Annotated in this window: 17 protein-coding genes; 10 read left to right on the forward strand and 7 right to left on the reverse strand. The window is 71.2% G+C overall.

Annotation, left to right across the window (positions count from 1 at the left end; all coding sequences use genetic code 11):
* Positions 1 to 87 precede the first annotated feature (87 nt).
* Complete coding sequence (locus ACFXGX_RS03545) at positions 88 to 768, reverse strand: response regulator transcription factor (RefSeq protein WP_037622332.1); 681 nt, start codon at positions 766 to 768, stop codon at positions 88 to 90.
* Positions 765 to 2,045 carry a sensor histidine kinase gene (locus tag ACFXGX_RS03550; RefSeq protein WP_384784231.1) on the reverse strand — a complete coding sequence of 427 codons (1,281 nt, stop codon included), beginning with the start codon at positions 2,043 to 2,045 and terminating at the stop codon, positions 765 to 767. The genes ACFXGX_RS03545 and ACFXGX_RS03550 overlap by 4 nt, the downstream gene beginning before the upstream one ends.
* Before the next feature lie 242 nt (positions 2,046 to 2,287).
* On the opposite strand from ACFXGX_RS03550, the gene phoU reads away from it, so the two are divergent.
* The 6 genes from phoU (at position 2,288) to ACFXGX_RS03580 (ending at position 10,783) form a co-directional block, all read left to right on the forward strand.
* Entirely contained in the window at positions 2,288 to 2,977 is a 690-nt protein-coding gene (phoU, locus tag ACFXGX_RS03555; protein ID WP_384784233.1) for a phosphate signaling complex protein PhoU, read from the forward strand.
* A 764-nt stretch (positions 2,978 to 3,741) separates the two neighbouring features.
* Positions 3,742 to 3,894 carry a hypothetical protein gene (locus tag ACFXGX_RS03560; RefSeq protein WP_328451008.1) on the forward strand — a complete coding sequence of 51 codons (153 nt, stop codon included), beginning with the start codon at positions 3,742 to 3,744 and terminating at the stop codon, positions 3,892 to 3,894.
* Between the two features lie 286 nt (positions 3,895 to 4,180).
* Positions 4,181 to 8,038, forward strand: coding sequence for an ATP-binding domain-containing protein (locus tag ACFXGX_RS03565; RefSeq protein ID WP_384784235.1), 3,858 nt, complete (start codon positions 4,181 to 4,183; stop codon positions 8,036 to 8,038).
* A 110-nt stretch (positions 8,039 to 8,148) separates the two neighbouring features.
* Positions 8,149 to 8,673: an HAD domain-containing protein gene (locus ACFXGX_RS03570; RefSeq protein ID WP_384784237.1), complete on the forward strand. Its 525-nt coding sequence runs from the start codon at positions 8,149 to 8,151 to the stop codon at positions 8,671 to 8,673.
* Between the two features lie 234 nt (positions 8,674 to 8,907).
* Entirely contained in the window at positions 8,908 to 9,069 is a 162-nt protein-coding gene (locus tag ACFXGX_RS03575; protein ID WP_384784239.1) for a hypothetical protein, read from the forward strand.
* 76 nt (positions 9,070 to 9,145) lie between these two features.
* Complete coding sequence (locus ACFXGX_RS03580; RefSeq protein WP_384784241.1) at positions 9,146 to 10,783, forward strand: alpha/beta hydrolase; 1,638 nt, start codon at positions 9,146 to 9,148, stop codon at positions 10,781 to 10,783.
* A gap of 428 nt (positions 10,784 to 11,211) precedes the next feature.
* On the opposite strand, the gene ACFXGX_RS03585 is transcribed toward ACFXGX_RS03580, so the two are convergent.
* Positions 11,212 to 11,973, reverse strand: a complete 762-nt coding sequence (locus tag ACFXGX_RS03585) for a phosphoglyceromutase (protein ID WP_384784243.1) — start codon at positions 11,971 to 11,973, stop codon at positions 11,212 to 11,214.
* Positions 11,974 to 12,168: 195 nt separating this feature from the next.
* Between ACFXGX_RS03585 and ACFXGX_RS03590 the strand changes: the two genes are divergently transcribed.
* Positions 12,169 to 13,509, forward strand: a complete 1,341-nt coding sequence (locus ACFXGX_RS03590; RefSeq protein WP_384784245.1) for an MDR family MFS transporter — start codon at positions 12,169 to 12,171, stop codon at positions 13,507 to 13,509.
* An 89-nt stretch (positions 13,510 to 13,598) separates the two neighbouring features.
* Here ACFXGX_RS03590 and ACFXGX_RS03595 read toward each other — a convergent pair whose 3' ends face one another.
* Positions 13,599 to 14,060, reverse strand: coding sequence for a DUF2000 family protein (locus ACFXGX_RS03595; protein ID WP_384784578.1), 462 nt, complete (start codon positions 14,058 to 14,060; stop codon positions 13,599 to 13,601).
* A 138-nt stretch (positions 14,061 to 14,198) separates the two neighbouring features.
* On the opposite strand from ACFXGX_RS03595, the gene ACFXGX_RS03600 reads away from it, so the two are divergent.
* Positions 14,199 to 14,990: an AraC family transcriptional regulator gene (locus ACFXGX_RS03600; protein ID WP_384784247.1), complete on the forward strand. Its 792-nt coding sequence runs from the start codon at positions 14,199 to 14,201 to the stop codon at positions 14,988 to 14,990.
* Between the two features lie 110 nt (positions 14,991 to 15,100).
* Here the strand turns inward: ACFXGX_RS03600 and ACFXGX_RS03605 are convergent, their stop codons facing one another.
* The 3 genes from ACFXGX_RS03605 to mshA form a co-directional block, all read right to left on the reverse strand.
* Positions 15,101 to 16,861 (reverse strand): glycosyl hydrolase family 28-related protein, encoded by a 1,761-nt coding sequence (locus ACFXGX_RS03605; RefSeq protein WP_384784249.1) that lies wholly within the window; start codon positions 16,859 to 16,861, stop codon positions 15,101 to 15,103.
* A 174-nt stretch (positions 16,862 to 17,035) separates the two neighbouring features.
* On the reverse strand, positions 17,036 to 17,527 hold the full coding sequence (locus tag ACFXGX_RS03610; RefSeq protein ID WP_384784251.1) for a YbjN domain-containing protein: 492 nt from the start codon (positions 17,525 to 17,527) through the stop codon (positions 17,036 to 17,038).
* 142 nt (positions 17,528 to 17,669) lie between these two features.
* A complete protein-coding gene (gene mshA / locus ACFXGX_RS03615) occupies positions 17,670 to 19,007 on the reverse strand; it encodes a D-inositol-3-phosphate glycosyltransferase (protein ID WP_384784580.1) in 1,338 nt (445 codons plus the stop codon).
* A 394-nt stretch (positions 19,008 to 19,401) separates the two neighbouring features.
* Between mshA and ACFXGX_RS03620 the strand changes: the two genes are divergently transcribed.
* Together ACFXGX_RS03620 and ACFXGX_RS03625 are read left to right on the forward strand one after the other, a co-directional pair.
* Positions 19,402 to 20,214 (forward strand): class I SAM-dependent methyltransferase, encoded by an 813-nt coding sequence (locus tag ACFXGX_RS03620; RefSeq protein WP_384784253.1) that lies wholly within the window; start codon positions 19,402 to 19,404, stop codon positions 20,212 to 20,214.
* 253 nt (positions 20,215 to 20,467) lie between these two features.
* Complete coding sequence (locus ACFXGX_RS03625; RefSeq protein WP_384784255.1) at positions 20,468 to 21,610, forward strand: NlpC/P60 family protein; 1,143 nt, start codon at positions 20,468 to 20,470, stop codon at positions 21,608 to 21,610.
* Positions 21,611 to 21,612: the final 2 nt, after the last annotated feature.

A 21,612-nucleotide genomic window follows, 5' to 3' on the forward strand; every position in this document is an offset into this window, starting at 1 on the left:
CCAGTACGCCGAAGGGCGGGACCCCCTCTCCGGGGATCCCGCCCTTCGGCGTACTGCCGTGTCGTACCGCTCGGGGACGAGGCCGGTCTACGGCTCGAACTTGTAGCCGAGACCGCGGACCGTCACCAGGTAGCGGGGCGCGCCCGGGTCCGGCTCGATCTTCGCGCGCAGGCGCTTGACGTGGACGTCGAGGGTCTTGGTGTCACCGACGTAGTCGGCACCCCAGACCCGGTCGATGAGCTGCATGCGGGTCAGCACGCGGCCCGCGTTGCGCAGCAGCATCTCCAGGAGGTCGAACTCCTTCAGCGGAAGGTCGACCTTGCCGCCGGAGACGGTGACCACGTGACGGTCGACGTCCATCCGGACGGGACCGGCCTCGAGGGCGGCCGGGGCGACCTCCTCGGGCTCCCCGCGGCGGCGCAGGACGGCCCGGATACGGGCGACCAGCTCACGGGAGGAGAAGGGCTTGGTGACGTAGTCGTCGGCTCCTATTTCGAGTCCGACCACCTTGTCGATCTCGCTGTCCTTGGCGGTGACCATGATCACCGGGACGTTGGAGCGGCCACGCAGCTGACGGCAGACCTCCGTGCCGGGCAGGCCCGGCAGCATCAGGTCGAGGAGGACGAGGTCGGCGCCGTTGCGCTCGAACTCGTCCAGTCCGTCGGGCCCCGTGGTCGCGATGGCGACCTCGAAGCCCTCCTTGCGAAGCATGTACGACAGGGCGTCGGAGAACGACTCCTCGTCCTCGACGACGAGCACACGGGTCACGGAAGGACCTCCGGGGCAGGAAGCGGTTCGTACGGGGATGTGACGGTGGTCGTCCCGTCGGGCTGCCTGGTCTCGTCCTCTTCGTCGAGTCCGGGCATGTGGTGATCGGTGGTGACACGGTCGCGGGCCGCACTCGCCTCCGGCAGCCGCAGGGTGAACGTGGAGCCCTGACCCTCGGAGCTCCACACCGTGACCTCCCCGCCGTGCGAGGCGGCCACGTGCTTGACGATCGCCAGCCCGAGGCCCGTACCGCCGGTGGCACGGGAGCGGGCGGGATCGACCCGGTAGAAGCGCTCGAAGATGCGCTCCTTGTCCTTGTCCGAGATGCCGATGCCCTGGTCGGTCACGGCGATCTCGATGTGCTCGCCACCGGGTGCCGTCACCCGGCGGGCGGCTATGCCGACGCGGGTGCGGGCGGGCGAGTAGTTGACGGCGTTCTCGACGAGGTTGCCGAGGGCGGCGGCGAGCTGGCCCCGGTTCCCCCACAGGCTCAGGTCGGCGGTGCCGCCGGCGGCCATGGTGATCTGCTTCGCGCCGGCCTGGTGGCGGCAGCGGTCGATCGCCTCGGCGACCAGCTCGTCGACCCGGACCGGCTCGGCGTCCTCGAGAGGATCGTCGTTCTGCACCCTCGACAGGTCGATGAGCTCCTGGACGAGATTGGTGAGCCGGGTGGCCTCTATCTGCATGCGTCCGGCGAAGCGCTCGACGGCCTCCGGGTCGTCCGACGCGTCCATGACGGCCTCGGAGAGCAGGGAGAGCGCTCCGACGGGGGTCTTCAGTTCATGGCTCACATTCGCGACGAAGTCCCGCCGCACCGCTTCGATGCGGCGCGCCTCCGTCAGGTCCTCCACGAGAAGGAGAACGAGCCTGGATCCGAGGGGAGCGACTCTGGCCGAGACGGCGAGGGCCTCTCCCCGTCCCGTGCCCCTTCTCGGCAGGTCCAGCTCCACCTGACGTATCTCCCCGTCACGACGGGTGTCACGCGCCATGTGGAGCATCGGTTCGACGGCGAGCTTGCCGCCGCGCACCAGTCCGAGGGCGTACGCCGCCGAGCTGGCCTTGACCACGGCGTCCGCTTCGTCGAGTACGACCGCGGACGACCTGAGCACGGACAGCACGGTGTCGACGCCGGGCGGAAGCACGGCGTCCGTGTGCAGGGAGGTGCGGGTCGGGCGTTTCTGGTCGCGTTCGCTCCAGCGGAACGCCAGCATGGCGATGACACCGGTAAGCACTCCGGCGATCGCTGCCGCTGCGGCGACCGCCGCGTTCACGTCCATGCACCCAGGTTAGGCATGCCGTCGCTCCTGGCCACAGCCATCCGAGTGCGAGCTCGAACACTCGTCGCCCAGAGTTCACCCAGGAGCCAGTACTGATTCACTTGAGATGCCGGAAACGGACGCGTACGGGCCCGAACGTGGGAGCGTGGGGTTCCAGGGTCCCTCCGGCGTCCGGCCGGCGGCCGGAACGGGCAGGTCCCGGACCCCGGACCCCGAAGCTGACGTACGAGAGGGACGACCACATGCGTGACGCGTATCACGAGGAACTTGACTCGATCGGCGACGGCCTGGTCGAGATGGCCCGGCTCGTCGGGTCGGCGATCGGGCGCGCCACGACGGCCATCCTCGATTCCGACCTGAAGCTGGCCGAGAGCGTGATCGCCGCCGACCAGAGGGTCGACGATCTCCAGCACGAGCTCGAGGCCCGCGCGATAGCCCTGCTGGCTCGTCAGCAGCCGGTGGCGACGGATCTCCGTATCGTCGTCACCTCGCTGCGGATGTCTGCCGACCTGGAGCGCTCCGGCGACCTGGCCCAGCACGTGGCCAAGCTGGCCCGGCTCCGCTTCCCCGAGCGCGCGATCCCGCACGACCTGCACGCCACCATCCTGGAGATGGGCCAGCTCGCCCAGCGTCTGATGGCCAAGGCCGCCGAGGTGATCATCACCAAGGACGTCGACCTGGCGATGCAGCTCGAGCAGGACGACGACGAGATGGACCTCCTGCACCGCACGCTCTTCCAGCACCTGCTGGACGACAAGTGGAAGCACGGCATCGAGACCGCCGTCGACGTGACCCTCCTCGGCCGCTACTACGAGCGCTTCGCCGACCACGCCGTGTCGGTCGCCAAGCGAGTCGTGTACCTGGTCACCGGCGAACACGCCGACGATCTCCAGTCGGACATCCAGCCGGTCACGGGGGTCGAGGGCGCGTAGCCCTTGCCGGGCGGGGACCGGGGATGACACCTGGCCCTTGCCGGGCGGGGAGCGAGCCCGTGCCTGGTCCCCTGGCGCGGGGAGCCAGCCCCTGCCGGGCACAGACCTCGACGGTGACTGGCCTCTGCCGAGCGGGGACCGGGCGGTGCCCGGCCCTTGCCGAGCAGGGACCGGGCGGTGCCTGGTCCCCTGGCGCGGGGAGACAGCCCCTGCCGGGCACACACCGCGACGGCGACTGGCCTCTGCCGAGCGGGGACCGGGCGGTGCCTGGTCCCCTGGCGCGGGCAGACAGCCCCTGCCGGGCACAGACCGCGACGGTGGCCGGCCTCTGCCGAGCGGGGAGCGGGGCAGTGCCTGGCCCCCGGGCGGGTGGGACGGTGCTCAGCCGTCGGCACTGACCAGGGCGGTGGCCGGCTTTGCCGGGTACGGGCTGCTTCCCGGGACGGGACGGTGGTCGTCCCTGCCCGGCGCAGGGCGCTGGGTGCTCGGGCTTCCGGGGACGGGCCGTGGCCGGTCTGTTCTGGATGGGTGCCGGTCCTGCCGAGGGAGCCGGCGAGCTCCGTTCCAGGGGTGGCCCCCGGATCCGCCGCGTAGGCGGAGCGGCGCGACTCCGTGCCGGCCCGCCCCGCGCGGGATTCGCGCCCTGGGCGCGGCACACGCCTCAGTGCGCCGTTGATGCGCCCGCCGGGCTGGGCATGAGATGGGCGACAGAAGCCGTGCGGCGCGGTGTGCGCCGGACGCCTCCGTGCCAGAAGGAGGGCCCCATGGCCGAATCCCCCAGCACGCCCGACCCGACTCAGGACCGCGACACCCAACAGCCCGCCGAGATCAAGAACCTCCCTTTGTTCGGCGCCTGCGGCTGCGGCTCAGGCTGCGGCTGCGGCTGCCAGTCGGGCAATCCCTGCCAGTGCGGCTGATCACGTACGTACGTCCCGAAGGGCCCCGTCACCGCGACGGGGCCCTTCGTCCTTCGTCCACCGCCGGCCCCGCCTCCCGACCCCGCCCGTCATCCACGGCTCTGCCCGTCGCGCGAAGACGTACGCGCGAGGACCGGATGTGCTCGGGCCCGACCGAAATCTGCTCGATTGTGGTGCTGTTGTCCGATTGACCGTGGTCTGACCGGCGAACTCTGCTACCTCTGAGACAGGGGAGGCGGGCCCTGGCCCGCGGCGGCGCGAAGCGCGTCGCCAGGAGGGGACACACGTGAGCACGACACCACGCGACGCGGTCATCGCCATCGAACAGAAGGCCGTCGACCGCGCCTACGACTGCTACGAGGCCAGGCTCGCGGAGATGACGTCGCCGTCGGCGGCCTCGGCTTCCGCGAGCGGCAAGGACGGCATCGCGGTCCGCGAGAAGGCGAAGAGCGCGGCGGCGGACTACGGCGGACTCGGGGGCGAGGCCCTGGTCATCAGCCGTGTCGACGTCCAGGAGACGGGCGACGCCGAGCCGGAGACGTTCTACATCGGACGACGCCATGTCTTCGACACCGAGACCCGCGATCAGGTGGTCGTCTCCTGGACGAACCCGATCGCCGTGAGCTGGTACAACGCCCGGCCGGAGACACCGGGCGAGGTGCTCCTGAGACGCCAATTACGCTGCGCCGGACGCCTGGTCGAGGACTTCCTCGACGAGATCAGCCCGCCCGCCGGCCCGTACCCCGGCTCGTCGGAGCCCGGACCGGAGGGCGCCCTGCCGGCGGCTTTCACGGACGAGCCCGCACCGCTCGAAGCCCTGGACCTTCCCGGAATCCCCGGAATCCCCGAAGTCCTGAACACCCCTGACGCCCTCGGCGCCGAGGACTCCCCGGAGGACGCGGACGGCACCACCGCCCCGCCCGCAGGAGGCCGCCACGCCCGGCCGCAGGCGATCCCGGCACAGCGGCAGCCCCCCGGCCGACGCCGTCAAAAGCCGCAGCCGGTCGACGAGTTCCTCCTGCGGGAGCTGCGCCGCTCCCGCAGCGGCCGGATGCGCGACATCGTCGAGATGATCAGGCGCGACCAGATGGCCCTGGTCACCGGTTCCCCCACGGACATCCTCGTCATCCAGGGCGGACCCGGCACGGGCAAGTCCGCGGTCGGTCTGCACCGGGTGACCTGGCTCGTCAACAACGACCACTTCCGCGCACAGGACATCCTGGTCGTGGGCCCGCACCAGAACTTCCTGGAGTACGTGGGGCGCGTACTGCCGACCCTCGGCACCCGGAACGTCACCGCCGTACAGCTCGCCCGCCTCTGGGAAGGCGAGGTCAGGGGCTCGGACTCCCCCACCGCCCGGCTGGTGAAGTCCGACGAACGGATGGCGGCCGTGCTGCGCAGGCGGGTGGAGAGCGAGTGCCGTCCCGAGGCCCTCGACACCGTCGTCTCCGCCCCCTCCCACGCCCAGGACGAACCGGCCTTCGTCGTTGTCGTGGGCGGCACCTCCCTGCGTCTGGCGCGCTCGGACGTGCTCGGTCTCCTCCTGGACGCCCGCGAGGGGGCCGAGGGGCATCGTGCGCGCCGGGACCGGTTCCGCACGCTGCTGGTGGACCGGCTGCTGGGTGAACTCGTAGGCATCGCCCCGCACCGCAGCAGGGACACGACCGTGCGCCGCGAGCTGGAGCGCAACCGGCAGGTCACCACCCTCGTGGAGCGGATCTGGCCCGCGCTGAGCGCCGAGGAGGCACTGCGCGGCCTGCTCAACTCCCCCACCAGACTGCGCGAGTGCGCCGAGGGGATCCTCGATCAGGCCGAACAGGCCTCCCTGCAGAGGCGGAAGGCCGACAGCGCCGCCGAAGAACCGTGGACGATCGACGACTTGGTCTGTCTCGAAGAGCTGCGCTTCCTCATCGCGGGCGAGAGTCCCCGGAGGTACCGGCACATCGTGGTCGACGAGGCACAGGACCTCACCCCGATGCAGGCGAGGTCGCTGCGCAGACGGTGTCCGACGGGCTCGATGACCGTGCTCGGCGATCTGGCCCAGGCCACCGGACCGCACTCCTACACCAGTTGGAAGCGACTGGGCGGAATCCTGTCCGCCCAGGGCGACTGGCGCGTGGCCGAGCTGAACACCAGCTACCGCGTCCCCGCGGAGATCATGGAGTTCGTGGCGCCCCTGGCCCGGGCCATCGCCCCCTCCCTTCCCTACCCCACCGCCGTACGAAGGGCCGGCGACGGAGCCGTACGGCTCGTCCCCACCACCCCGTGGGAACTGCTGGACGACGCGGCGACCCGTACGGCACTCCTCGCGGGCACGAACGACGGCCGCACCCCCAGGTCGATCGCCGTCGTCGTCCCCGACGACTCCGGCTGGCTGGAGGAGGTCCGACGGCGCATCGACCTCGTGGACGGCATGACCGAGGAGACCCTGCGAACCGTGTCCGTACTCCCCGCCGCCCAGGCCAAGGGCATGGAGTTCGACCACGTCCTGGTGCTGGAGCCCACGGCCATGGCCGACCAAGGTCCCGTAGGGCTGCGCCAGTTGTACGTCGCCCTGTCCCGAAGCACCCAGACGCTGACGGTCCTCCACACGACACCGCTGCCGCCGGAACTGGGCAGGCCGGACGACGACAGGAACGGTGAAATCAGCTCCGCGTACGCCTACTTGGCACCCACGGCGACGCAGTCGCCCCATGGGACGATATCCAGTGGTTCCGACTCCCGCGCCGCCACCACGAACGGCTCCACCGGCGACGACCTACCGGTGGGCACGCCCGTCGAGATGCGGGTGCTCGGCCCCGGCCCGGGTTCCCATTTGAAGGTGAAGGTCCTCGCGCCCGCCACCGAGCGGACCGTCCTCCTCGTCCCGCGCCACGGCGAACCCACCCCGGCCACGGGCTCCCGGCTGGACGGCTGGGTGACCCGGAACGAAGGCCAGTTGAGCCTGGTCTCGGCCGGCGACTTCGGCCGCCGCCCCATCTCCTCCCGGATGGTCCCCCGTTACGAGGCCGCGCTCGGCGTCCTGCGGGACATCGCCCACGGGGACGGCACACCCTCGCCGGAGACGACGGCCCTGCTCTCCGAGCTGAAGGGCATGGCGGCCCGCTGTCTGAGACGCGACCGGGTCGACTGGCTGAGCGTCTGGCGTCTGCTGGGGTCCGCCGACCGCGACCGGCTGAGCGAACTGGCGGACCTCGCCCAGCACACCCGGCAGGCGGTCGGGTCGGACGCTCCCGGCCTGCGAACCGCCCTGACGGAGGACCCGGCGTTCCGTCACTGGACCGACACCCTCGACCGGGCCCGGGACGAACTCCGCCATCGGCTCCACACCGGCCCGGAAACAGGGACGCCGACCGAGACGGGCCTCTCGACCGAGACCGCCCCCCGGCCCGAGACCGAGCCCGATCCGGAGATCGAGCACAAGCCCGAGCCCGAGCCCGAGCCCGAAAACGAGAACGAGAACGGAGCGCCAACCGAAATGCCGACCGAATCGGGCGCGGAATCGGAAACGGGCACGAACTCGGAACCGGAGTCGGAACCGGGCACGGAGTCGGAACCGGAGTCGGAACCGGAACCGGAGTCGGAACCGGACACGGCACCCCCCGGGACGATCACGCCCTCACCCACCGAGCCGCGCAGAACACTCGAACCGAAGGACACCGACCCCATGAACACTGCCGCCCTCCTGGAAATCGAGCCCGCCCCGTCCGAGGTAGGGCCGGCGTGGAGCGAGGCACTCGCGCGGCGACTGGACGTCGAGGCTCAGGCCGAACGGGACTGCAACACGCACGAGGCCGTGCGCTACGAACTGAAGGCCGCACTCCTGCGAGCGGGACTCCGGCCCTCGGACTCCCGGGTCTCCGACGCGACCCTGGAGGGCCCGGAAGGCTTCGTCCGCTACGAGGTGCTCGGCGCCGACCGTTCCGGCTACTCGCAGTTGCGCGCGGGAGCCGCCCGTCTCATCGAACTCGACCGGGTGGAAACACGCACCGCGGACACCCGGTACCTGATCCTGTCCGAGCCGCCCACGGAGGACTGGGCTCCCGACGCGATCCGGGAGGCCTTCGGTGTACACGTCGTATGGCGAACCGCGTCCGGCTGGCACGGCCAGGACGCACGAACGGCCCTGCGCCTGACGGATTGACCGGTTGACCGATTGACCGATTGACCAGGACTCGACCGGTCGATTGACTGCACCGTCGGGGACGGCACCCGCCGCCCCCGACGGTGCAGACAGGAACGACCCAGGAACTGATGGAACGCCCCCTCCTCTTCCTCGACGTCGACGGCCCCCTGATCCCGTTCGGCGCGTCACCCACCCACCCCGAGACCTCCGGCTCCGGCTCCGACCCCGTCTCCGAAGCACTCCCCGACGGAGGGAACCCACTGCTGAGGCGACTCGACCCGACTGTGGGCCCACGTCTGATGGCGCTCGGATGCGATCTGGTGTGGGCCACGACGTGGATGGAGGAGGCGAACGCGTCAGTGGGCCCAGTGATCGGACTGCCCCGGCTGCCTGTGGTGGAGTGGCCCGAAGCCACCGAGGCGGGTCCGCGGGGCCTGCACTGGAAGACCCGCCCCATCGTCGAATGGGCCGAGGGCCGCCCGTTCATCTGGGTCGACGACGAGATCGGCGCCATGGACCGCCTGTGGGTGGCCGCACAGCACGAGAGCCCCTGCTTGCTGCACCACGTCTCCCCGTCCAAGGGCCTGACCGACACCGACTTCGCCACCCTCACCAACTGGCTCCACACCAATAGGTTCAGGCCGGGGGCGTGATCCTGACGCCGGTGATCCGGCCGGAGACCTCAGCTCTCGCTCCGGGGCCGCCGGTTGATCACTATCGCGTGTACGGCCAAGGCGAGGCAGACAGCAACCGCCACGAGGCGGGTGACCGTCCACGCCGTCTCACCGACTGGCCCTTGCAGACCCCTGCCGTCCGGCTGAGGGCCCAGGGACTGCCCAGCCCCACCAAAAAGCCCCCACCCTGCCAAGAAACAGCAGGTCGGGGGCTTGCTGGTGTCGGGTTACTTCTTCTCGCCCTGGGTTTCGACCGCCCGGTTTTTGGGGCCGGTCAACGAGGTGATCACCTCAACCGACCTGCCGTCGGGCGGCCGGATCGCTATCGGGCACGGGCTCACGTTCGGCTGCGGATGGCTCGCGCGTTTTGTCTGACCACGGTGTTGTTTGACACATATGCGTGCCGACGTCCAGCGCATGGGCGCGGCGCGCAGTCGTGAAAGGACGAGACATGCACATATCTGGATCGACAGCGGGCCGTCGGAGTTGCGCCGCGGTCGTCGCCGCGGTGGTGGCCTGCTCGACGGTGTTCATAGGAACGAACCCCGCCGTCGCCGGCGGTGCTCCGACACCTTCGGTGCCCGCCCCGAAGCTGGACTGGAGACCCTGCGTTCAGGGCAGCCCGTTCGACTGCGCGACCGCGAGGGTGCCACTGGACTACCGCACCCCCCGCGGCCGCACCATCGAACTGGCAGTCGTCAAACGGAAGGCAACCGGTCCCGGACGGCGCATCGGCACCCTGTTCTTCAACCCCGGCGGCCCCGGCGGGCCCGGATCAGTGCAGATGCCGCAGAACTACGAGTCCTTCCCGCGAGAGGTACGGGAGCGGTTCGACATCGTCAGCTGGGACCCCCGCGGGATCGGCAACAGCACCGCGGTGAACTGCTTCGCGAGCCCCGAGGAAGCCGCCGCCTGGAATGCGAGCAAAGTGGCAGGCTTCCCGGTGGGCGAACAGGAGCGGACGGCCTACTTCGCCGCGTACAAGGATCTGGGCCGGCGCTGTCAGCAGCGTGACCCCGAGCTCCTGCGCCATGTGTCGACGGCCGACACAGCTCACGACCTCGACCAGCTCCGGCAGGCGGTGGGTGACCCACAGCTCACCTACTACGGGATCTCCTACGGCACGTTCCTGGGTGCCACCTACGCCAACCTCTTTCCCGGCAACGTCCGCGCCATGGTCCTCGACAGCGACTGGGATCCGCAGGCCTGGACGAACCACGGGTCCAACGAGGCCCCCCGGTCCACGGCAATGCTGCGCCTGGGTGCGGACCGCGCCGCGGCAGAGACCCTGGACCAGTTCCTCACCCTGTGCGGGTCCGCCACCACCGCCCGCTGCGCCTTCTCCGCCGGCAGCCCGAAAGCGACCCGGGACAAGTACCACCAGCTGATGAAGCGCCTCCGGGAGCATCCCGTGGGCGAGTGGACCTATGCCCGTACGGTCAGCGACATGGTGAGCGGCTTCTACGTCGTCCACCCGGGATGGACGAACGTCGCCGTCAGACTGCAGAGCCTGTGGCAGGGCCGCGTCCCGGAGCCGTCCCCGTTCCCACCCGCCCCGGCGGTCCCGGATCCGAATCCGTACCTGGGCGAAGAACAGGCCGGTGCCGTGTTCTGCGGCGACAGCCCCAACCCGCGTGACCCCGCCGCCTACCACGTCCTGGAGGAGGCCAGCGCCGCCCGTGCGGGCGACACCGGACGCCACTGGACCTGGGCCACCGTGACGTGTACCGACTGGCCGGGAGTCGCCGCCGACCCCTATCGCGGACCGTGGAACAAACCGACAGCGCATCCCATCCTGGTGGTCGGCACCACCTACGACCCCTCCACTCCCTACTCGGCCGCGAAGGCCATGACCCGAGAACTGGCCGACGCCCGCCTGCTCACCAACAGCGGGCACGGGCACACGGCACTGTTCAACCCCAGCAGTTGCGTCAACACGCACGAGAGCCGCTACCTCATCGACGGCACCCTCCCACCGGCCGGAACAACGTGCCGACAGGACACGCCGCCATTCTCCGCGCCCAAGCCTCGTGGCGGCGTCACCACAGGCGGGGGCGGGATGGCCGGCACCATCCAAGGCCGCCCATAACCCGTTCTCGCGAACAGAGCCGCGGCGGGTGCCGGCAGGCTGCCAGTACGTCGGGGGAGGAAGACCAGTCAGGAACGGCCTACGGCCACACGCCCCTTGGCGACTTGAAAACCCTCAGGTCAATGGACGGTTGCAGGAGACCACGGCCGCCGTCGACGCAACAGGCGGCATCAACCGCCGTAAATCGGGCGGGGTTGACGATCCGGCGCAACGCCGCGCACCAGCAAGAGGAGCACCCCTGTCGCCCGTGGTGCTCCTCTTGCTCGTGTTCGCCAGGACGGCAACCCAGGAGGAGCGACGGACCTGCCCGCCCGCCTGGAATGTCGTCCTGGGGACCTTGCAAGGGGCAGACGGCGGGGAGGTTCCACAACAATGAAAACGCCTCCCACCCGCGCCGTATACGCAGGTGGGAGGCGTGATCGTTATTCCTACTTCTTCTTGCCCTGGTTCTTGACCGCCTCGATCGCGGCCGCTGCCGCGTCCGGGTCGAGGTAGGTGCCGCCCGGGTTGAGGGGCTTGAAGTCGGCGTCCAGCTCGTAGGAGAGGGGGATGCCGGTGGGGATGTTCAGGCCCGCGATGTCGGCGTCGGAGATGCCGTCGAGGTGCTTGACCAGGGCGCGCAGCGAGTTGCCGTGGGCCGCGACCAGGACCGTACGGCCGGTCAGCAGGTCCGGGACGATGCCGTCGAACCAGTACGGGAGCATGCGGACGACGACGTCCTTGAGGCACTCCGTCTGGGGACGCAGCTCGGGCGGCAGGGCCGCGTAGCGCGCGTCGTCGAACTGGGAGTACTCGGCGTCGCGGTCGAGCGCCGGCGGCGGGGTGTCGTACGAGCGGCGCCACAGCATGAACTGCTCCTCGCCGAACTCGGCGAGCGTCTGGGCCTTGTCCTTGCCCTGGAGCGCACCGTAGTGACGCTCGTTCAGGCGCCAGCTCCGGTGGACCGGGATCCAGAGACGGTCCGCGGCCTCCAGCGCGAGCTGCGCGGTGCGGATCGCGCGCTTCTGGAGCGAGGTGTGGACCACGTCGGGCAGCAGGCCGGCGTCCTTGAGCAGCTCACCGCCGCGGACTGCCTCCTTCTCGCCCTTCTCGTTGAGGTTGACGTCCACCCAACCGGTGAACAGATTCTTCGCGTTCCATTCGCTCTCGCCGTGGCGGAGGAGGATCAGCTTGTACGGTGCGTCGGCCATGGCTCCGAGCGTAATCGAACCCCGTGACCGCTCGCGCCTTCGGCCATCAGTCGGACACGGGAGCCCCCGGACGGCCGTCCCCCACCCGCTCCGGCGCCCTTCAGTTGACGGCATCTGTTAATTGAGTGGCTCTCGGAGGCCGGCGGCTCGTAAGTTGTGCGCACCGCCCGAGCCGCTTACATCCGTGGGGGATCCATGCCTGCCGCCGTCATGAGACGTGCCGTCCGAGAGACCGTCTCAGGGCTCCCCCGCGAGTTCTGGTGGCTGTGGACGAGCACACTCGTCAACCGGCTCGGGGCGTTCGTCGCCACCTTCATGGCCCTGTATCTGACCCTCGACCGCGGCTACTCCGCCTCGTACGCGGGTCTGGTCGCCTCCCTGCACGGCCTCGGCGGTGTCATCTCCTCGCTCGTCGCGGGCGTCATGACCGACCGGTTCGGGCGGCGCCCCACGCTGCTCGTCGCGCAGGTGTCGACGGCCGCCTCGGTCGCGCTGCTCGGCTTCATGCACGACCCCGTGGCCATCGCCGGCGTCGCCTTCCTCGTCGGCATGGCCAGCAACGCCTCCCGGCCCGCCGTGCAGGCGATGATGGCCGACATCGTCCGGCCCGAGGACCGCGTCCGCGCCTTCTCGCTCAACTACTGGGCCATCAACCTCGGTTTCGCCGTCTCCTCGATGGGCGCGGGCTTCATCGCCGAGTACAGCTACCTCGCGGGCTTCCTCATCGAGGCGGCCATGACCCTCGTCTGCGCGTTCGTCGTGTTCGCGAAGCTCCCGGAGTCCAAGCCGGTGCAGGCCGCCAAGGAGGCGGAGGCCGCGGTCGGGCTGGGGACCGTGCTGCGCGACGGCCGGTTCATGAGCGTGGTCGGGCTGTCGTTCCTCGTCGCCCTCGTCTTCCAGCAGGGCGCCGTCGGACTGCCGGTCGCCATGGGCCGGGCCGGATTCACCCCGGCCGACTACGGCACGGCGATCGCCGTCAACGGCTTCATGATCGTCGTGCTCCAGATCCCCGTCGGCCGCTTCATCGAGCACCGGGACCCCAAGTCTCTGCTCGTGATCTCGTCGCTGGTCGCCGGATACGGGTTCGGGCTCACCGCCTTGGCCGGGTCGGTCGGGGTCTTCATGCTCACCGTCTGCGTGTGGACCCTCGCCGAGATCGTCAACGCCCCGACGCAGACCGGTCTCGTCGTCCGCCTCTCCCCCGTCCACGGGCGGGGCCGTTACCAGGGCATGTACACCCTCTCCTGGGCCCTCGCCTCGCTCGTCGCCCCGGTGATGTCCGGTGTCGTCATCGACCGCTTCGGCGCGGCCTGGCTCTGGGGACTGTGCGCGGTGGTCGGCACGGCGGCGGGCCTCGGGTACGGGCTGCTCATGCGACGGCTCCCGGCGGAGGAGTCCGTCCGAGGAGCCGGATCCGGCTCGGTCCCCGACTCCGTACGGGAGTCCGTACGGGAGCCGGTACGGGAGACCGTGCCCGGCTCTGTGCGGGAGCCGGCCCAGGGCGCCGGAGCCGGAGCCGGGGTCACCCCGGCCTGAGCCCCGCCCCGAGGAACCCGGCCCTCCCGGGACACCCCGGCCCGGCGTCGCCCCGGCCCAGAAGTCCCCTCCGCGGACGCGTCCGCACCTCACGGATGCATCCGCGCCCCCTTCACCACCTTGTCCACCGCGTTCCGGGGCCCGTGCACCGCGAGTCCCACCAGGTCCAGTTCGCCGGTCGGCACCGCTCGTACGGCCGCGCGGTTGTCCCGGTCGTTGCCCGTGGCGAAGAGGTCCGAGGTGAAGACGGCGCGCGGCAGCGCCCGGGACAGCGCGCGGCCGTGGGCGGCGGTCAGCGTCTCCTTCGACGCTTCGAGGACCAGCACCGGCTGCCGGAACATCGGCAGGTAGGAGACCCCGTCGGCGTCCTCGTACGGCTGCCCGATCACCTCGTGGACGGTCGTCCCCAGGCCGCTGACGAGGAAGGCGGTCACATTGAGCCGCTGCCAGGGCTCCAGGTCGTCCCGCAGGACGACGGTGATCTTGGTGTCGAAGCGCACGGGCGGCGCGGCGTCCGGAAGGCTCGCGCCGCCGGCACCGGACGGGTTCATCCCGGTCTCGCCGGACGGATTCGTGTCGGTCTCGCCGGACGGGTTCATCCCGGTCTCGCCGGGCGGGTTCGTGTCGGTCTCGCTGCTCATACGAGAAGACTGCCGAGCCGCTCACCCCTCGTCTTGTACGTTCTTTGCATGGCCCCCCAGCGTGAGACGACCGCCTGGCGCCCCGGCGTCCCGGGCATCGTCGAGGTCTTTCACGCGCACTACACCGAGTACGCGTACCCGATGCACGTGCATGAGGCCTGGACCCTGCTGATCGTCGACGACGGCGCCGTCCGCTACGACCTCGACCGGCACGAGCACGGCACCCCGCGCGACACGGTGACGCTGCTGCCGCCGCACATCCCGCACAACGGGGCGCCCGCCACCGCGCAGGGTTTCCGCAAGCGGGTCCTGTACCTCGACGGCTCGCGTCTCGCCGACGACCTCATCGGCCCCGCGGTGGACGGCCCCGATCTCGCGGATCCCGTACTGCGGGCCCGCGTCGCCCAGGTGCACACGGCGCTCGCCCGCCCCGGGGACGAGCTGGAGGCCGACAGCAGACTGACGCTGATCGCGGACCGGCTGCGCGGGCTGCTCCTCCCCCGGTCGGCGCCGGAACTCCCGCCCGCCGACCGGCCGCTGGCCCGCCGGCTGCGCGAACTCCTCGACGAGCGGGTGGTGGAGGGCATCGCCCTGGACGAGGCCGCGCGGCTCGTGAACGCCCACCCGGCGCACCTGGTCCGGGCGTTCAGCGGCGCGTTCGGCATCGCCCCGCACCAGTACCTGATGTCCCGCCGCGTGGACCGCGCCCGCCGCCTGCTCCTCGACGGACGCCCGCCGGGCGAGGTGGCCGCCCTGACCGGCTTCTACGACCAGTCCCATCTCACCCGCCACTTCCGGCGGTTGGTGGGGGTGACTCCGGGGCGATACGCACGGTCGTGAGCCGGGGCGGTACGCCCGGTCGTGAGCCGGGGCGGTACGCCCGGTCGTGAGCCGGGGCGGTACGCCCGGTCGTGAGCCGGGCGGTACGGGCCGACGCCGGCCTCCGTGTTCTAGAGGTCGCGTTGGGCCTCGTACAGATTGCGCGGCCGTACGACGTCCGTCGTCCCGTACAGCTCCAGCCGGGAACGCAGGTCCCCGGTGAAGTCGGGTACGTCGATCTGGTCGAACTCGGTGACCTCGTTGACGCCGACGGTGGCACTGTGGGGGGCGAGGCCGTCGATCTTCATCAGACCGGCCCTGCCGTTGGTGACCCGGATGTTCCAGTGCGTGAAGCGCGCCCCGAAGAGCGGTCCCGCCGAGGCGTCGCCACCGTGCCGGCCGTCGTTGTCGACGGTGATGTCGGTACGGACGTTCGCGAAGGGCAGTCCGCGGTGGGAGTCGAAGGTGCCCATCCGCATGTCGCCGCGCGACCAGACGTTGTACGAGGACAGGCCCTCGACGTTGATGCCGTGCAGCTGGGTTCCGGCGGGCGCGGGAACGGTGCGCTCCTCGACGGTGAAGTCCTCGATCAGGTTGTCGTGCGAGCCCTCGCGGCAGAAGTACGGGTGGTGCGAGCCGCGTCCCGCGACGGTCGTACGGCGCAGGGTGCAGGCGGAGGCGGCGACGAGCCCGAAGCCGTTGTCGACGTGGCGGACCGTGACGTCGTCCACCCAGCAGTCGTAGGCGCACTGCAGGACGACTCCGTTGTAGCCCTTGTCGAGGAGGTGCGGGGACTGCGGTGTCTCCACGGCCTCCAGGGTCAGCCCCTCCACCCCCGAGCCGGTGAGCGCCTCGACGTGCGTGGTCAGCCGGGGGTCCCACTCCGGGCGTACGTCGAGCGGGAGGGGGCGTTCGAGGGTGACCCTGCGGCCGCGCACATGGGCGACGCGGACGGGCCACTCGTAGGGGACGTACGAGGTCAGCTTGGTCTTGTCGTCCCAGAAGTACGCCTCCGGTCCGGGTCCGCCGCCCGACATGTGCTCCAGGAGCGTGTGGCCGGCGTCGTCGGCGAGGCGGAGCAGGACGAGCGCGCCGGGGCGCAGTCCGGAGGCGTCCGCGACGGTCACCGTCCAGGAGCCCTGGCGCGCGGGCTCGACGGTCGTGAGGGTCCGCCAGGCGTCGCGCGTGTTGCCGGTCCAGCCCTCGAAGGGCCAGGCCTTCGCCTGGATTGCGGCGACGAGGGAGTCCCAACGGGCCGTGGGGGCCAGCCAGATGAGGCCGCCCGCCCAGGACCAGGACGACTTGTCGCCGCCGTAGCGGGATCCGTAGGCGCCGATCAGTTCGGTGAGGTTCCTGGTCGCGTACAGAGTCGTACGGCCGCTGCCGGCGCCCCGGAGGACCACGTTCGAGTGGCCGATGTGGATCAAGCCGTCGATGCGGAACGTCCCGGGAGGGATGGTGACCGTGCCACCGCCGGCCCTTCCGGCGGCGGCGATGGCACGGTTGATCGCGGGAGCGCAGTCCGCCGTGCCGTCGGCGGCGACGGCACCGTGGTCGCGGATGTCGGTCACGACGGGACGGCGGGGCGGGCGGACGGCCCCGCGGTGCGCGCCGGACCTGCCGACGTACGGGATCTGCGGGTGGGTGAACGGGGAGCGGGTGAACTCCCGCCAGAGCGCCGGGACTTCTCCGGTCCGGGAGGCGCCCGGCGCGCCGCCGGACGGGGCGACACCGACGCCCCGGGAGGGTGGCGGGGACACCGCGGCCGCCCCCGGCGCCGCCGCGGCGGCCGTCGTGCCGGTGACGGCGTCGGCCGCCACGGCGGTGGCGCTGCCCAGCAGGGCCCGCCTGGTGATCCCCGTGTACCCGGTGTACCCGTGCCTGCTGTTCATGCCCGTCCGCCCTTCCATGCGCTTCCCGTTTCCGCGCGGCTATTCATGGATGTGAACGACGTTCAGATCTGCGTCGGCGGTGAGCATGCCACGGGGACCCCGGGCGGGGAAAGGGTCCAGCAATGACTAACTCAGCAAAGGGGGAGTGCCGGAAGAACTGTCGGACAGGACGCGTCAGCGGGCAGGGCGTTGAGTCAGATGTGTGAACGCGTCGAGATTGCGCGTCGACTCGCCACGGGACACCCGCCAGGTGTACTCCTTGCGGATCGCGGAGGCGAAACCGAGTTCCAGGAGGGTGTTGAAGGAGCCGTCGGCGGCTTCCAGAACGGACCCGAGGAGACGGTCGACCTCCTCCGGAGTCACGGCGGTCAGCGGCAGCTTGCCGACCAGATACACGTCTCCGAGGGAATCGACGGCGTAGGCGACCCCGTAGAGCTTGAGATTGCGCTCCAGGAGCCAGCGGTGGACCGCCTCGTGGTTCTCGTCGGGGTGGCGGATCACGAACGCGTTCAGCGACAGCGAGTGCCGGCCGACGATCAGCGAGACCGTCGTCGAGAGCTTGCGGGTGCCGGGCAGTTTCACGACGTACGAGCCCGCGCCGGGGCTCTCCCACTCCAGCTCGGCCTCGGTGAGGACCTGCTCGATGATCGACGCTGCGTCAGCCATGCGGCGAGCGTACGTGACCCGCGGGAGGCCCACCGAACGGGGCACACCCGCACACGCACACCCACGCACGCCCATCCGCGCACGCACATCCACGCACGCCCCTTCACGGCACGCACACCCGCGTCGGGCACGGAGGGACGCGTCAGGCGTGGTGGGCGCGCAGGCGGCGCCGGTGGTCCTGGGTCGCCGCCGTGTACACGTCCGCCGTCGCCGCCGCCGCGGTGTCCCAGCCGAAGCGCTCCGCGTGGCGTGCCGCGGCGGCGCCCATCCGGGCCACGAGCGTCTCGTCGTCGGCGAATTCGCGCAGCACGCGCGCGTAGTCGGCGGGATGGTGACCCTGTACGAGGAAGCCGGTCTCCTGGTGGCGTACGGCCACCGGCAGGCCTCCGACCTCGGCCGCGAGCACCGGTGTACCGGCCGCCTGCGCCTCGATGGCGACCAGCCCGAAGGACTCGCTGTACGAGGGCATGACCAGCACGCTCGCGGCCCGGAACCAGTCCGCGAGCTGGTCCTGCCCGACGGGCGGCCGGAACCGTACGACGTCGGCGATGCCCAGCCGCGCGGCCAGCTTCTGGAGCCCTTCGGGCTTGGCGAGCCCGCTGCCGCTCGGACCGCCCACCACGGGGACGACGATCCGGCGGCGCAGCTCGGGCCGCTCGTCGAGCAGTACGGCGACCGCGCGCAGCAGCACGTCGGGGGCCTTGAGGGGCTGTATGCGGCCCGCGAAGAGGGGGATCAGGGCGTCCTGCGGGAGGCCGAGCCGCGCGCGGGCGGCGGCACGGCCGTCGGCGGGCCGGAAGCGGTCGAGGTTGACCCCGGGGTGGACGACGGCGACGTTGCCGGAGTCCGCGCCGTAGTGGCGTACGAGCTCGTCGGCCTCCTCGGCGGTGTTCGCGATGAGACGGTCGGCGGCGCGCACGATCTGGGTCTCGCCGATGACACGCGCGGCGGGCTCGGGGGTGTCGCCCTCGGCCAGCGCCGCGTTCTTGACCTTGGCCATGGTGTGCATCGCGTGGACCAGGGGCGCGCCCCAGCGTTCGGCGGCCAGCCAGCCGACGTGGCCGGACAGCCAGTAGTGCGAGTGCACGAGGTCGTAGTAGCCGGGGCGGTGACCGGCCCAGGCCTGCATGACGCCGTGGGTGAAGGCGCAGAGCTGGGCGGGGAGGTCTTCCTTGGCCAGGCCCTCGTAGGGGCCCGCGTCGACGTGCCGGACGAGGACGCCCGGAGCCAGCTCCACGGCCGGCGGGAGTGCCCCGGTGGTGGCCCGCGTGAAGATCTCGACCTCGATGTTGATCGCGGCGAGCCGCTGGGCGAGTTCGACGATGTAGACGTTCATGCCGCCCGCGTCGCCCGTTCCGGGCTGGTGCAGGGGCGAGGTGTGCACGGAGAGCATGGCCACGCGGCGGGGTCTGCGGTGCAGCCTGAGCCGCGAGGACGCTGCCGGGGAGCGACGCCCGAGCCTGCTCACGTACTGGCTCACGTGGCGTTCCTCCTTGCTGCGGGCATGCCGGTCGGAGGACGTGTTCACGCCCTCCAGGAGGTGGAACGCCGGACGGGTCCGCTCCATTTCCCCTTTGCCGAATCATTACCCCGCATCGCTCAACCGTTCGATGACGGGATGCGTCTGCCTTCCCGGCCGCCCCAGCCGTTCCCGCCCGAACCTTGCCCGTCCCTGCCCTGTCCCTGCCCTGTCCCTGCCCTGTCCCTGCCCTGTCCCTGCCCTGTCCCTGCCCTGTCCCCTGCCCGCCCCTGCCGGCCTCGGGCCGTCCGGGGCCGTCCCGGGCGCGTCGGGGTTTTCCACAGGGGGTGTGGGGGTGGGCGTCGGTTGTCCACAGGGTCACCCGGTCCGTCGCGGGCCGCCTACTCTCGTACGCATGACAACCCGCGCAGCGTCCCGGCCCGTGGGCACGGTGACGCGCGGGACGACGAACCCCAACCGCCTGCGCCGCATGGACCGCTGGATCGCGGCCGTGCACGGCGCCGAACTCCGCCGGGCACCGGAGCCGGTGGCCGTGGATCTCGGCTACGGCGCCGCGCCGTGGACCGCCGTCGAGCTGCTGACCCGGCTGCGCACCGCCGCCCCCCGCACCAACGTCTTCGGCATCGAGATCGAACCGGCGCGGGTCGCCGCCGCCCACCCTTACGAGCGCGAAGGCCTCGCCTTCCGGCACGGCGGCTTCGAGGTCCCGGTGCCGGGCCGGCCGCATCTGATCCGGGCGGCGAACGTGCTGCGCCAGTACGACGAGGAGCAGGTCGCCGGGGTCTGGCGGCGGCTCTGCGCGCGGCTCGCGCCCGCCGGCCCCGGCTCCCGGGGCGGACTGCTCGTCGAGGGCACCTGCGACGAGATCGGCCGCCGGCACGTCTGGGTCGCCCTCGGCCCGGAAGGCCCGCGCACGGTCACCTTCGCCACCCGGCTCGGCTCCCTGGACCGCCCGTCCGACCTGGCCGAGCGGCTTCCGAAAGCCCTCATCCACCGCAATGTGCCGGGCGAGCCCGTGCACGCGTTCCTGCGGGACTTCGACCGCTCCTGGGCGGCCGCCGCGCCGTACGCCGCGTACGGCGCGAGACAGCGCTGGATACGCACGGTCCGCGATCTGACGGCCGACTGGCCGGTCGTGGACGGGACCGCCCGCTGGCGCCAGGGCGAAGTGACGGTGCGCTGGGAGGCGTTGGCGCCCCACGCCTGACGGAGTGTGGGGGTCCGGCGACCGGGAGGCGACCAGTGTGTGACCTGGGGGGAACGATCTCGGTGAGTCGCACGTCACACAGGCGGGGGGATGAGATCGTCATGCCGACGCGGGCTCCGGGGAAGGGAGTTCCTGCCTGCCTCGCGCGCGAGGGAAGGGAGTTCTTGCCCGGCTCTGTCGCATTGCGCGCCGACATGGCACGATCCCTCAGGCGTCCGTAAGTTACTGACGGTAAATCAGGTGGGGGGCGGAGATGCGATCCGGCAAGTGGAGTCTGACCACGGCGGCCATGGCCCTGGCCTGCGCGTGCGCCTGCGTGGTGCTGGCGCCGTCAGGGACGGCCTACGCGAGCCCGGCACCGAAGCCGGCGCCGACCAGGACTCCCACGGCGACCCCGACACCCGTGAGCAACAAGGACCTTGAAGCGGTCCGCAAGAAGCTCGACAAGCTCTACCACGAAGCGGCGGTCGCCACGGACGCGTACAACGCCGCCGAGGAGAAGACCCAGAAGCAGTCCGCCGAGATCGTCGGGCTGGCCCAGCAGATCGTCAAGGGCCAGGCGAAACTGGACACGTTGAAGGACCGCGCGGGTGCCGCGGCCCGCGCCCAGTACCGCGGTGGCGGTCTGCCGCCCGAGGCACGGCTGTGGCTGAGCGACGACCCGGAGGAGTTCCTGGACGGCGCCGGACGGGTGCGGCAGGGCGAGCACGCCACCAAGGGACTGCTCGACGAGATGGCGCGCACCCAGCAGGACTTGCGGCAGTACGCGAAGGACGCCTCCGCGCAGTGGCGGAAGCTGGAGGCCGACCGCGAGGCCAGGGCCGAGGCCCAGAAGAAGATCGAGCAGCGGATCTCCGACGCCGAGAAGCTGGAGTCCCGGCTGGAGAAGAAGGAGAAGGAGCGGCTCGCGAAGCTGGAGGAGGAGGCCGCCCACCAGGCGCAGTCGGCCTGGCTGAGCTCCGGTGTCCTCGCCGACATCAAGAGCGACGCGTCCGAACAGGGCAGGAAGGCCGTGAAGTACGCGACCGACCAGATCGGCAAGCCGTACGAGTGGGGCGCCGAGGGTCCGAAGACGTTCGACTGCTCGGGGCTCACCTCGCAGGCCTGGGCGGCCGCCGGTCACCCCATCCCCCGCACCTCGCAGGAGCAGTGGAAGCAGCTCCGGCACATCGACATCAAGGACATGCGTCCCGGCGACCTGATCATCTACTTCGACGACGCCAGCCATGTCGGGATGTACATAGGGGACGGCGCGATCGTGCACGCCCCGCGCCCCGGACGCACGGTGACGATCACGGGCGCGGGTTCGATGCGGATCCTGGGCGTCGTACGGCCGGACGGGGATGCCGCCTCGTCGGGCGGCGACGCCACGAAGGAGGTGCGCCGTCACTCGTGACG

It is taken from the genome of Streptomyces sp. NPDC059371 (assembly GCF_042751995.1).
Lineage (GTDB): Bacteria > Actinomycetota > Actinomycetes > Streptomycetales > Streptomycetaceae > Streptomyces.